Origin of the sequence: Roseivirga sp. 4D4, assembly GCF_001747095.1 — a bacterium.
GTDB lineage: Bacteria > Bacteroidota > Bacteroidia > Cytophagales > Cyclobacteriaceae > Roseivirga.
The window spans coordinates 384,633-398,562 of record NZ_MDGP01000001.1 but is presented as its reverse complement, the minus strand read 5'-3'; the positions used below and the strand labels follow the sequence as shown (position 1 = coordinate 398,562).

Annotated in this window: 10 protein-coding genes; 6 read left to right on the top strand and 4 right to left on the bottom strand. The window is 43.4% G+C overall.

All coding sequences use genetic code 11. The features are described 5' to 3' along the window. The gene (locus tag BFP97_RS01695) at positions 1-870 is read left to right on the top strand and encodes an alpha/beta hydrolase (protein WP_069840757.1); all 870 of its coding nucleotides are present in this window, start codon (positions 1-3) and stop codon (positions 868-870) included. On the opposite strand, the gene BFP97_RS01690 is transcribed toward BFP97_RS01695, so the two are convergent. Further along, complete coding sequence (locus BFP97_RS01690) at positions 871-2,016, bottom strand: MFS transporter (RefSeq protein WP_069840756.1); 1,146 nt, start codon at positions 2,014-2,016, stop codon at positions 871-873. Between the two features lie 170 nt (positions 2,017-2,186). Here BFP97_RS01690 and BFP97_RS01685 point away from each other — a divergent pair, with 170 nt between their 5' ends. After that, positions 2,187-3,053: a helix-turn-helix domain-containing protein gene (locus BFP97_RS01685; RefSeq protein ID WP_069840755.1), complete on the top strand. Its 867-nt coding sequence runs from the start codon at positions 2,187-2,189 to the stop codon at positions 3,051-3,053. A gap of 348 nt (positions 3,054-3,401) precedes the next feature. Here the strand turns inward: BFP97_RS01685 and BFP97_RS01680 are convergent, their stop codons facing one another. Continuing rightward, complete coding sequence (locus BFP97_RS01680; protein ID WP_069840754.1) at positions 3,402-3,785, bottom strand: endonuclease domain-containing protein; 384 nt, start codon at positions 3,783-3,785, stop codon at positions 3,402-3,404. A gap of 317 nt (positions 3,786-4,102) precedes the next feature. Next, on the bottom strand, positions 4,103-4,972 hold the full coding sequence (locus BFP97_RS01675; RefSeq protein ID WP_069840753.1) for a LysR substrate-binding domain-containing protein: 870 nt from the start codon (positions 4,970-4,972) through the stop codon (positions 4,103-4,105). 91 nt (positions 4,973-5,063) lie between these two features. Here BFP97_RS01675 and hutH point away from each other — a divergent pair, with 91 nt between their 5' ends. From hutH to BFP97_RS01655, 4 genes are all read left to right on the top strand, one after another. Beyond that, a complete protein-coding gene (gene hutH, locus BFP97_RS01670) occupies positions 5,064-6,623 on the top strand; it encodes a histidine ammonia-lyase (RefSeq protein ID WP_069840752.1) in 1,560 nt (519 codons plus the stop codon). A gap of 2 nt (positions 6,624-6,625) precedes the next feature. Beyond that, a complete protein-coding gene (locus tag BFP97_RS01665) occupies positions 6,626-8,632 on the top strand; it encodes a urocanate hydratase (protein WP_069840751.1) in 2,007 nt (668 codons plus the stop codon). A gap of 87 nt (positions 8,633-8,719) precedes the next feature. Then, positions 8,720-9,946 carry an imidazolonepropionase gene (gene hutI / locus BFP97_RS01660; RefSeq protein WP_069840750.1) on the top strand — a complete coding sequence of 409 codons (1,227 nt, stop codon included), beginning with the start codon at positions 8,720-8,722 and terminating at the stop codon, positions 9,944-9,946. Positions 9,947-10,035: 89 nt separating this feature from the next. Beyond that, positions 10,036-13,251 (top strand): gliding motility-associated C-terminal domain-containing protein, encoded by a 3,216-nt coding sequence (locus BFP97_RS01655; protein WP_083262376.1) that lies wholly within the window; start codon positions 10,036-10,038, stop codon positions 13,249-13,251. A gap of 4 nt (positions 13,252-13,255) precedes the next feature. Here the strand turns inward: BFP97_RS01655 and BFP97_RS01650 are convergent, their stop codons facing one another. Then, complete coding sequence (locus tag BFP97_RS01650; RefSeq protein ID WP_139135150.1) at positions 13,256-13,888, bottom strand: hypothetical protein; 633 nt, start codon at positions 13,886-13,888, stop codon at positions 13,256-13,258. Positions 13,889-13,930: the final 42 nt, after the last annotated feature.

The following is a 13,930-nucleotide window of genomic DNA, read 5'->3' as shown; positions in this document are numbered from 1 at the left end:
ATGAAAAGCTTGTTTACACTGTTCTTTGCCTTGGCGACAACCTCGCTTTCTGCCCAAAGCACTGTTAAAGAGAGTCTCTCGTTTGAGAGTAAAACCCTCGCCAAAGACATCAACTACTCTGTTTATCTGCCAGACGGATATGAACACTCTGAAAGAAATTATCCGGTAGTTTATCTGCTGAATGGCTTTACTGGAAATGAAACCGACTGGATTCAGTTTGGCGATATGCAACGCATTGTTGACGAAGGCATTGAAACAGGAGAAATTCCTCCCATGATCATTATTATGCCTGATGGTGATGACAGGCTCTATATGAATAACCACGACAATTCTTACCGATATGGTGACATGTTCATCGAAGAGCTCATGCCACATGTCGAGGATCAATATCGCATCAGAGCAGAAAAACAATTCAGAGGTATTAGTGGGCTATCCATGGGGGGAGCTGGAACCTTGCGCTTTGCCATGCTTTATCCAGATCTCTTTGGTGCAGCTGCCGCCTTTAGTTCAGCCGTAGGAACAGATGAAGAAATGTTAGCTGGCCGCCAGCAAGGTTTCGATGGTTATTGGGGGCGCGTCTTGGGGAAAGGACTACAAGGAGAAGCACGATTGTCGGATCACTACCGGAAGAACTCTATACTCGATATTGCCAAAACAGCGGACGTAAAACGCCTAAACACTGTAAGAATCTACTTTGATTGTGGAGATGATGATTTTCTTGCCATAGGCAATGCCAGTCTTCACATCGAAATGCGAAAGCGAGGCATTAATCATCAATATCGCGTAAGAGATGGTGCCCATACCTGGAACTTTTGGAGAACTTCTCTTCCCATCGGATTGAAATTTATCAGTCAAAGTTTCACCCGATAATCAACGGAAAGCTCTCAGCGCCATCAAAAAGGCTAAACCTGTCAGGATTAATAGGAAAGTAAATCCGTTTACTAGGCCATAACTATCGGCTATGAACCCAATCAGAACAGGACCAGCAAGCATACCAATGTATCCTGAGGAGGCCACCGTAGCGATGCCCTTAGACGGCTTGACGCCCTCCTGCTTGGCAGCTGTGCTAAAAAGAATCGGGACGATTACTGAATAACCCAAACCCGCCAGACTGAAGCCAATAATGGCCCATAAAGGGGTCTGTAATAATACTAGTGCTAAACCAGCAATTGCCACCAGACTACCGGCTAAAACCAGCGACTTAGCTCCAAACCGAACATGCAAACTATCCCCTTGAAACCTAGCCATCGCCATCATTAATGAAAACCCAGCAAAACCGGCACCTGCATACTGACCAATAACCTCAAGGTTTTCCTTCATATAGATAGATGCCCAATCGGTGATTCCCCCTTCGCTCATCATGACACAAAACCCAATGAAGGCAAATACCAACACCTTGAATGTGGGTAATTCAAAACCCTTATTGGCCTCTGCTTCGTGTTCTGGGGCATCAATCATATGTTTGAAGAGTGGCGCCAGAGTGACAATCAGGACCACGCCTATCATTGCCATTTGAATCGATAGATCAATAGATAGTGATATGAAAATTGAACTTATAACGGCACCAAGCATCCCCCCTATACTAAAAAAGCCATGGCATGTAGACATGATGATCCTGGACTTCTGCTTTTCAATTTCTGCTACCTCTGCATTCATTGAAACATCTGTTAAACCCATTCCCAGTCCAAGTAAATAGAAGACGCCCATCAACGTGTACTGATCAGAAGCATACCATGGAAGAATCATGCTCAGCAGCAAGACACAAATCGACCAAGCCGTAGTTCTTCGTTCGCCAAATCTGCTAATGATCTTACTATAGAATGGTAATAGCGTTGCAGCCCCCAGTGGAATGAAGAATAGTGCAGTACCCAGCTCTGCCTCACTAAGTCCGAGCTTAACCTTGATCTCCACTAGCCTCGTTACAAAGGCACCAAAGACCATGGACAGTGCCATAAATACCATGGCGACAGCCCGGCTCTCTGGGTGTTGCAATACAAGCTTAATGTTTTTTATCATCGTTTACATATCCTAAATGCCACATCCCTATAACCTGAGTTGGATTCTTTTCTTCAAATTAACCGAGCCCTTCTGGAATTATTTCTTCGCATATTCACCACTTTTTGAACAATATTAACCTTAGAGAACTCCAAACTTGATTTTAAAGGCAATATCATTCAAATTGATACATGCGTCCACTGATAGAAAAAATCTCTCCAGATGTCGGCAGCTCGTTTCACATTCAGAAATATGTGACCAAACATGAGTGCATCATGAACTATTGGCACCATCATCCGGAATACGAGCTTGTCTATGTTCACAAAGGCAGAGGAGACCTCTGCATTGGTAATTACTTATCCCATTTTCAAGATGGTGTTTTGCTGTTTATTGGACCCAATATTCCACACCATCCATTTTTAACTTCAGCTCATGATGACAACTTCGAAGTAGTACTTCAATTAAAAGAGGATTTTATGGGAGAAGGATTTTTCGAGAAACCAGAGATGGGTCAAATCAAACAGCTGTTTGAAAGAGCTAAGCAGGGTATCATCTTCGGCAAGAAGACTAAAGAGAAATCTGTTAAGAAGCTATTAAAAATATTGGAAGCCCCACCATTCAAAAGGCTCGTCCTACTACTGGACTTTCTCAATGACCTCACAGAGTCTTCACAGTATCAAATCATAAACACCAATGCCGCAGCTTTAGCAATAGGTACTGGCGACTTCAATCGTATGAAGCATGTTTACGAATTGGTGGCAGAGCATTACATGGACGATATCAACTTGCAGGAAGTGGCGGATTTGACCAACCTGACAATTCCCTCCTTCTGTCGGCTATTCAAACGTTTAACATCTAAGACCTTTACGAAATTCTTGAACGAATACCGAGTAACAAAGGCCCTGCAATTATTAAACACCGAAGATTGTTCCATTTCGTCAGTGGCCTTCGATTCAGGTTTTAAAAGCCTCTCCTATTTCAATCGGCAATTCAAGGAAATCACTGGACACAAACCCTCTCACTATAAAAAGGCCTATAAGCAATTGATTGTTAACTGACCCGGGCTCATTACAGCATTACGCTCACCCAATGGAGCGTTTTCTCCACCCCCTAGAGAGGTGCCAACAGGCGGAGGGAGACTGAGAAATCAATTCCCATAATCTTAGGGCCATACATTCAGAGATACCGCATTACTCAAAGAATCAATAAATCAAACTTTTCTTAAAGAGAACTCTCTCCACCCCCTAGCCCCCGCCAGCGGGGGACAACTAAGCCCAAAAGATACTCGAACCATTTTAAAGAGACCTAATGATAAAAAAGAGCCTACAAAACGGAGTTGCTTGTCCTCCCTTGAGGGAGCCTGCCTACCGGCAAAGGCAGGGTGTCCACAGGACGGAGGGTGATTCCTATTTGCCTGAATTTTCCAGTTCTTCAATCGAACCTAGTATCGATTCCCTAACCCTATTGATCTGGGTAAGTACCTCATCATCGGTAAATCGGATTACTTTAAACCCAAGTTCCTCTAACCTCTCTTGCCTGACATTATCTTCTAAAGCAATTTCTCCATGCTCATGCGTGACCCCATCAACCTCAATAATCAGCTTAAGTTCAAGGCAGATAAAATCAACAATGTACTTATCAATAGGACGCTGCCTTCTAAATTGATGCCCTTCGAGCATCTTCGCCCTAAGCACATATTTCCATAAGCAAGCCTCAGCCTTTGTCATTCTCTTTCGAAGGGCATTTGCATTTTCCTTAAGGTGCTTGTTGTAGTAGTTATTTGACGGCATCTGCGTAGAATCAAGATAACGAAAGAAAATTAGTTGGCCCAACCCCTAGCCCAGCCAGACAATGAAATGATCAACCTTGTCCTCCCTTGAGGGAGGTGCCGACAGGCGGAGGGAGACTGAGAAATCAATTCCCATAATCTTAGGGCATACATTGAGAGTTATGCATTACTCAATCAATAATGCAACCTCATCTTAAACAGAATTTACTCCACCCCCTGCCCCCGCCAGCGAGGGAAAGCGAAACAATCATCCCTGTCCTCCCTTAAGGGAGCCTGCCTGCGGCAAAGGCAGGGTGCTCCAAGAGCGGAGGGTGACAACTATCTCATCAAATCTAAGAACTTGCCGAGTGCTTCATTTCTATTCTTGGCATCCCAGACGGCCATCAGCTTGGTACGTTGAGGCAAATGGTTCAAAGGAATAAAAAGTACACCTAAGTCCACACCACCTGCCAAAGCGGATGGCACTATAGCAACGCCTAACTGTCGCTCTACTAACCGAAATATACTATTCGCCTGTACAGATCGGTGGGAAACCTTTGGCTCAAAACCATGATCTGAAAATATACTCATGATATTGTCGTAATACTCCTCACTATAATCATTCGAGAAGAGTATAAACTGCTCCTCTTTAAACTGATAGAGACTTTCAAAAGCATCAGGTTGAATCGGATGTCGTTCAGAAACCACCAATGAGAAAGAGTCTTCAAACACTACCTTTTGCTCAAATCCCTTATGCACACTCTCCAACCTTACAAAACCAATATCCAGCCGATCATGAGCAATGGCATCTAGCTGGTCCTTATTATTCAACTCATCCAGAGAGGCATGAACATTTGGATGATCCTTACTCATTTGTTCCAACAACTCGGGTATGATATTCTGCATAGCAGAGCCCACAAATCCAATTCGAATTTCTCCTTCCTCGCCTTCTCCTTTGCGCTTGGTAGCTTCTACTACTCGATCGATATGGTTGATAATATAGTCTGCCTCATCCATCAAGTATTTGCCTGCTTGCGTGAGGCTAACACTTCGCTTGGTACGATTTAAGAGTCTTGTACCTAGCTCCTCCTCGAGTTGTTGAATTTGCTTAGATAAGGCAGGTTGGGTGATGAACAACTTCTCTGCTGCCTTGGCAAAATGAAGCTCTCGGCCCAGCACCAGCAAATACCTTAAATGACGTAATTCCATTAATTACTATTAGTTATTATTCAATAATAATAAATCATTTATAGGAATTACTATTTCAAAGTAGATTTATGTGCTGATAAATCTCAATTGTATGGAAGTATTCAACTACGGATCGCAACATTTAACTGCGGGTAAAGCGCTAGGAATTGCAAATGGCAATATCCAAGGAGCCTTAAATCGCGAAAGCATAGATCGAATTAATCAAAGCACTCAGTATGTCAAAGAGATCACTGAAAACGAAACAAAGGTCTACGGCATAAACACCGGTTTTGGACCCTTGTGTACTACCAAAATATCTGCTGAGGACACCGAGACCCTTCAATACAATATCCTAAAAAGTCATAGTGTGGGTGTAGGCGAGCCAATAGCCCCAAAATTGAGCAAACTGATGATGATTCTGAAAGTGCACTCTCTGGCTCAGGGCTTCTCAGGTATTCAACTGAGTACTTTAGAAAGAATCATTTGGCATATTGACAACGATGCAATCCCTGTTGTTCCCGAAAAAGGCTCCGTAGGTGCATCAGGAGATTTGGCTCCTTTAGCTCACTTGTTCCTACCACTTATTGGCCTTGGAGAGGTTTTCTATCAAGGCGAGAAAATCAGTACTAAGTCACTCTTTGAAAAAACTAACCTCAATTCAATAGCACTTGGTCCAAAGGAAGGGCTTGCATTAATCAATGGAACACAATTTATCGCAGCTCATGCGGTCGAAGTCCTCGATAGACTTCATAACTGTCTCAATCATGCCGATATCATTGGTGCAATGATGATTGAGGCGCTGCAAGGTTCTATCAAACCGTTTTCTCCCGAATTACATGCCTTAAGACCATTCAAGGGCAATCAACATGTTGCCCATCGTGTAAAGACACTGCTGGAAAACTCTGAAATTCTTTCTGCGCATGCTGATTGCGATCGGGTACAAGACCCCTACTCCCTCAGGTGTATTCCTCAGGTTCATGGTACTTCCAGAAACACATGGCTTCACCTAAAAGAATTGCTGGAAGTCGAGTTGAACTCAGTCACCGATAACCCGATTATCCTAAGTGCAGAAGAAACGATCAGTGGTGGTAATTTTCATGGGCAACCTCTGGCATTGCCCTTAGATTATGCCGCACTGGCGGCAGCAGAACTAGGTAATATCTCTGATCGGAGAATTTACCTTTCACTAGAAGGCAAAATTGAAGGCTTGCCCCAACTTCTAATGAATGATACGGGTATCAACTCAGGGTTCATGTTGCCACAGTACACTTCTGCCGCCTTGGTCAGCGAGAACAAAAGTCTTTGCTTCCCTGCCAGTGCCGATAGTGTCCCGACTTCTTTGGGACAAGAAGACCATGTGAGTATGGGGTCGATCAGCGGTAGAAAGGCGTTGGAAATCATTGGGAACCTGGAGCAGATCCTGGCCATTGAATTACTGTGTGCCGCTCAGGCATTCGACTTTAGAAGACCTTTAAAATCAGGTGCAATTCTCGAAGCCTGCCACGCCCATACCCGAGAAAAAATCGATCATGCGGAAGCGGATCGTATCTTCTCCAAAGACATTGAAAAAGCACATCAAATCATTGAAAGCCGCGCCTTCATGGATATCTGCAAAACCGCAGCTACAGATCAACTAACAAGCGATCACCACTCACTATTTGAAGTATACTAGTCATGAATACATTCCATCAAAACCTCCAAGAAGGAATCCCTTCCGTTTTACCAGAAGCACCCGTATTTGATCCGGAAATCAACAGAGCGCCAAAACGTAAGGACATCCTTTCTGATTCCGACAAAAAATTGGCCATCAGAAATGCACTAAGGTATTTTCCAAGCGAATGGCATAATGAACTAGCCTCTGAGTTTTTGGATGAACTAAATACCTATGGCCGAATCTATATGTATCGATTCATGCCAAAGGATTTTGTTTCAGCTCAAGGAATTGACAGCTACCCGGGTAAATCACAACAGGCAAAAGCGATCATGTTGATGATTCAGAACAACCTAGACCCAAAAGTAGCGCAGCACCCTTATGAGTTAATCACTTATGGTGGAAATGGAGCTGTCTTTCAAAACTGGGCGCAGTACAGGCTCGTCATGAAATACTTAGCCGAAATGACGGATGAACAAACATTGGTCATGTACTCCGGTCACCCAATGGGCCTCTTCCCTTCTAGCAAGAATGCCCCTCGCGTGGTAGTCACCAATGGTATGATGATTCCTAACTATTCTAAGCCTGATGACTGGGAAAAATTCAATGCTTTGGGTGTTACGCAGTATGGCCAAATGACAGCAGGTTCTTATATGTATATAGGTCCACAAGGCATTGTTCATGGCACCACGATTACGGTATTGAATGCTGCCCGAATGAAAAGACCCAATGGAGACTTCAGTGGTCTACTCTTCGTGACATCTGGCCTGGGAGGCATGAGTGGTGCCCAACCCAAGGCGGCCAAAATTGCCGGCCTCGTATCAGTGACCGCGGAGGTTAACCCAAAGGCAGCTTACAAACGACAAGAACAAGGCTGGGTAGATTTGGTAATTGAGGATATTGGCGAGCTAATCAGTCAAGTAGAAACTGCTCGAAATACTGGCAGCAACACATCATTCGCCTACTTGGGGAACATAGTAGAGGTTTGGGAAGGTTTTGAGCAAGCCGGGCTGACCATAGATATCGGTTCTGATCAGACCTCGTTACACAACCCATTTGCCGGTGGTTATTATCCTGCAGACATGAGCTATGATGAAGCCAATGTTATGATGGCTGAGCAACCCGATCAATTCAAAGAAGAGGTTTACAAAACGCTTCGGAGACATGCAGCTGCTATTAACAAACAAACGGAAAGTGGCACCTATTTCTTCGACTATGGTAACGCTTTCTTGTTAGAAGCCGGACGAGCAGGTGCTGATGTGTTCAAAGCAAATTCTGAAGAATTCAAATACCCATCTTATGTACAAGACATTATGGGGCCACTTTGCTTTGATTATGGCTTTGGTCCTTTCCGATGGGTTTGTGCTTCTGGTAAGGCTGAAGATTTAGAATCAACCGATGCTATTGCAGCGGCTGTTATCGAGCAAATGCTGGAAGAAGCACCAGATGAGATCAAGCCACAACTTCAGGACAACCTACACTGGGTCAAGGAAGCCCAGAAGAATCAATTAGTTGTAGGGTCTCAAGCACGAATCCTATATGCCGATGCTGAAGGCAGAATGCGAATTGCTCAGGCTTTTAATCAAGCCATTGACAAAGGCGAAATTGGACCAGTAGTATTAGGTCGAGATCATCACGATGTTTCTGGCACTGACTCCCCCTACCGAGAAACTTCTAACATCTATGATGGCTCTCAATTCACAGCCGATATGGCGGTACAAAACTTTGTAGGTGATGCCTTCAGAGGTGCTACTTGGGTTTCACTCCACAACGGTGGCGGTGTCGGCTGGGGAGAAGTCATCAATGGCGGTTTCGGCATGTTACTTGACGGTTCAATCGAAGCTGAAGAAAGACTCAAAAGCATGCTGTTTTGGGATGTTAACAATGGAATTGCCCGAAGAAACTGGGCACGTAACCCACATGCCATGAGTGCCATTGACCGAGCCATGGCATCAGAACCCAAGCTAAAAGTAACGAAACCTCAATTGGTTGAAGACGAATTAATTAACAACCTATTTACGTCACTCTGAATTTATTTCAGGGTCTAAGAGATGCTGAAACACTCAGAAGCTTCGAGGCAGTATGACGATTCATAATCAAAAACAGTAACTTCAATCATGCAAAAAGTCTTCATTAATATCGGTACACTCCTTCAAACCAGAGAGCCGGGCACTAAAATTCTACGTGGTGCATTGATGGCTGATGTTCCCTCATTGAAGAATGCGTGGCTAAAGACCAATGATGGCCTTATTGAGGATTACGGTTTTATGAATGATTTTGTAGAGGACAATGCATATGAAGTGGTTGACCTGAAAGGCCGCATGGTCTCCCCTACCTTTGTAGATTCCCATACCCACTTGGTGTTTGCTGCGGATCGTGATGAAGAGTTTGTCATGAAGATCAAAGGCATGGATTACCAGTCCATTGCTGCAGCAGGTGGAGGAATTATAAACTCTGCCAAAAAGTTAGAGGGGACGTCACTGGAGGAATTACTCGATGGAGCTAGACAGCGGTTATCAGAAGCCATTGCCAGTGGCACTGGGGCTATAGAGATCAAAAGTGGGTATGGTCTTACCATGGAAGCAGAAATCAAAATGCTTCAGGTTATTGCGCAATTAAAACAAGAATTCGCAATCCCCATTAAGTCTACTTTCCTGGGTGCACATGCTTTTCCCCATGCGGATCATGACAAATACATGAAAACGCTTTTACAAGAGATGCTACCCGAAGTATACTCACAGCAATTAGCCAACTACATTGATTGCTTTTGTGAGGAAGGCTATTTCTCAGTGGATCAAATGTGCCACATTCTGGAGGCTGGTGAGAAATATGAGCTAAAGCCAAAAGTCCACGTCAATCAGTTCAATGCCATCGGAGGTGTTGAAAAGGCCATTGAGTTTGGCGCTGTTTCTGTAGATCATTTGGAAGTATTACCAGAATCTGAAATGGTCCTACTGAAAGACTCAGATACAATCCCTGTCGCACTTCCTGGCTGCTCATTCTTCATTAATATCCCTTTCGCTCCAGCAAGAAAGATCATCGAAAATGGATTGCCATTAGTGTTGGCTTCGGATTTTAACCCTGGTTCCGCACCATCATTCAACATGAGTTTGATAAACAGTCTGGCCACGATGAAAATGAAACTATTGCCGGAAGAAGCTTTCAATGCCACAACCTACAACGCAGCACATGCTTTAGAACTGGAATCGGAAGTTGGAAGTATCAGCAAAGGGAAACGTGCCAATTTCATTGTCTCCAAACCCAATAGAACCTTGAATTCCATTGCCTATAATTTCGGTGTCGACTGGATCGATTCGGTGTATATCAGAGGTGAAAAATTCTGATTAGCCATGACCAAAGAATTGCATTTTCACTAAACATTTTGGTGTTTCTTTTTGATAGAATAGGGTTAAACGAATACTAACCTTAATCTATGATATTGCGACAAAGCATTGGTGTTTTAAGCCTCCTGATGTTTATGTTATCGACAGTGAGCCTCAGGTCTCAGACTGACGAGGGTCGCGATTTTTGGTTCAGTTTTAACCCGAATGCAATTCCACAAGGTTCTAATCCCTTCGGCCCACCTCATGACTCCTTCATTGACCTTATTGTACTAATCTCCAGCAGAGAGGAAGCCAAAGTCAAAATAAACGTATTTGGTACAGGAACAGAATTTGATATAGTTGTTCAGCCTGGAACTATCTACAGACAAAAGATCGAAAGAATAAACTCGATAAATTTTGACCCCAGTGTACCCATAGGTGCACTAGAAAATTCAATTCACCTGAGCTCTGATGTTGATGTAAGTGTTAGAATAATCAACGGAAACTTAAGTAGTAGTGCGGCATCCATTGTTTTACCCACACATGCATTAGGAAAAAGATATGTGGTTTCGGGATATATAGACGACCTTGACAATATCAAAGGTAGTGTAAGGTCGCAGGTTGTCATTGTCGCAACCAAAGACAGCACAAAAGTCCAATTCACTCCAACGGAGGGCACTATTTGGAATGCGCATGATAAAGGTGTCACTGCTACAATTGAACTGAACAAAGGTGAAGTCTATAGATTCCGTTCAGCCTTTGACCTTACAGGCACTTTAATTGAATCAACCGATGAGTGTAAACCAATAGCAGTGTTTAGCGGAAACTCTTATACGGAAGTCACCGGTGGACAAAATTGCTTCGCCACGAGGCAAGTGCCCAGTCTAAATAGTGGGTTTACAGAATATAGAGATGGCTATAGTGATGATCACCTTTTCAATCAGCTGTCACCTATCAAATCCTGGGGCACAGAATATATAGCCCTTCCCTTTGGGCTTCGAAAAGGCTTTGTGTTACAGGTAAGTACCGCTTCGGATAACACCATAATAACGATTGGCAATGATGAATATCAACTCAATACAGGTGAATTTTTGAGGACTTTGCACAATGAAGCAGTAACAATAAAAGCAGACAGGCCAATTCAGGTAGCCCAGCTCGCTCAGTCTCAAAGCTGTGATCACCCACCTGGTGTAAACAATCCTACCAACCCTGCCGATCCGTTAATGCTAATGCTTAATCCAAATGAACAACTTGCTACCAGAGCACATATCGACACTTGGGAGGAAAGGTTCTTTTTTTACAACCTGAGCGTTGTGGTAAGAACGGATGAGATTGATAGTTTCGAAATCTCACAAATTGCCAACAGTGATATAGACTTTCATGTTATAGGCGGAAATCCCGAATACTCTTTTGCCATAATCCCACTTGAGGAAAACCAAAACTACATAGTAAACTCAAAGGGGTTTATCGGTTATTTAAGTGCGTTTGCACTCAATGTTGGTTATGGTTATCTCGTAAGCGCAGGAACACGTAACCTTCTGGCGGATATCATTCTTTCCAATGATAACCTAGGTATAATTACCGATGAGGCATGTGCCAACCAAGGCATCAACTTTGAGGCAACTTTCAATGATTTTGATGCTCTGGAACCTAGGTTTACCGACTTTCAGTGGGACTTCGGTGATGGGCAATCAGGAACAGGGCAGTCGACCAATCACATCTATCAAGAAGCTGGTGATTACACCATCACCCTAGTGGCCTCAAAAGGAGATGGAGATTGCAGAACGGAAGAAACATTCTACCGAGACATCACTATTCTTCCCTTCGGAATAGAAGAGATAATTGGACCACAATCTGTCTGCCCAGACGTAGAAGGAGTCGGGTATTACATTGATGGACATCCAGGCAATACATACAACTGGAGGGTCAATGGTGGAACAATTGTCCAAACGTCAAATGATCAGCAGAGGATTTGGGTAGATTGGGACATCACCAATGCCAACGCATCAGTCGAGATAGTAGAATCAAACGCCCTTGGGTGTATTGGAGACACTTTGAAACTAGACATTAGAATTAATAAAGCCTTAGAACCACCAGCTCCAAAACCACTCAATAGTGCATTCAAAGAAGTCTGCTTTCAGGATTTTCGAAGCGTGAGCTATTTCACACCACAAACTGCCGGGTCGGAATATTTCTGGGAAATAGAAGGAGGAAGTTTTACGGGTGGAAACACGGGCAACCAAGTTACAGTCTCATGGAATGGAGTTGGAAGCGGAAAAATTTGGTTCAGGGAAAACAACCCGACAATCGATGCTTGTGAGGGAGTTTCGGATACGCTTCAAGTCACAGTTTTGGAAGATATTGTTTCGACACCGATCATTACGAATCTCAGTTGCTTCCAAAATTCAGATGGAGAGGTTTTACTTGAGGTAAGCGGAGGAAAAGGACCATACGAAGCCATATGGACAGATGGTAGTCAAGGGCTTTGGAGGAATGGTCTGACTGCCGGTAGCTATAGCGCAACAATCTATGATGCAATAGGCTGTTTACAAAATGTATCTGTTAATGTAGCAGAACCTGAAGAACTAATTGCGGAGATAGAAACCCAGTCAACGCTGTGCTTTCAAGAGAATAACGGAACGGCTACTCTCATTATTAATGGTGGAACCGCACCTTATCAGGCCTTTTGGAATGGAGCCAATATACCCGGTGGTCTAGTCAATAACAATCTTGGTGCTGGCTCTCATTCCGTGCGAATCCTTGATGTACAGGGTTGTGAGTTGTCTATGTCCTTCGATATTACTCAACCTGACCCACTCTTTGCGGTCACGACCGATTCCCCTTCATGTCCAGAGAATAAAACAGGAACTATTTTCGTGGAAGCGAGTGGAGGAACCAGACCATACACATATCGTTGGAATACAAGCCCACCACAAGATGCTCAATTGATTAAAGGACTGTCGGCTGGAAATTACTCTGTCACGGTAACCGATGCGAATGGATGCACTTTTACATTTGACGATGAACAGATCAGAGAAAAGTACCCGAGAATTCAAATGCCTAATGCTTTCAGTCCTAATGGTGATGGTGTCAATGATCAGTTCCAAGCGGTGTATGAATGTACCGCTAGTTTTCAAATGAAAGTATTTAATCAATGGGGAGAAATGGTATTCTTCTCTGAAAACATTGATGCAGGCTGGGATGGCTCGTTCAAAAATACCGAAGCTCCGTCAGGTAAATACTCTTTCATTATTAGTTATTCGGCCGAGGTCAATGGACAACCTTTCAACGAAACTGTCAGGGGAACAGTAAGGTTAGTTAGGTAATGATCTAATTTACCAAAGTGTAAACTTCATTAGGAGTCTGTAAACCCTTGTGAATTTGGAATCGTAACAGTCCCTCCGTCAAGCTGAAATCTACACCTACTATGTCATTATCGTCAACACAGTAGCGACCATTAGGTTGTTTGCAATCCACATTGGGATCAAAGAAATACGTCATGACATCATCATAGGTGGTACCATTGATAGTCATGCTTGTGGTTCGTTCAAAAGTGGAAGGATCCATTGTGGTGCCATCAAAGAAGATATAAATATTGGCATCACCCATACTGATCACCATTTGAAGATCTGAAGAAGAAGTATCATCCCTGAACTTATTCAATTCGACCGTTAGATCAGGAATACCTCCAGAAACATCAAACCGTTGTGAAGCATTGGTGGAACATGCGTCAAGATCGGGGGAACCAAAACCTCCACAAGTTTTGCCACTATCCTCGACATCTGTACCCCGAAAACGGAGTGTTACTTCATTCCCTGAAGCATTCTGAAATGTTCTATTTGAAGCAGTCTGATACTTCAAGTTACTAAGTTCGGATTCCTCAAATGGTAGATCACACTTTTTGCAACATCCAGTAACCAGTAATGAGAATATGAAACCACAAAGTAGTATTGACTTTTTCATAGATCTTAATCAATGCAACATAGTTGCAATATCTGAAATATA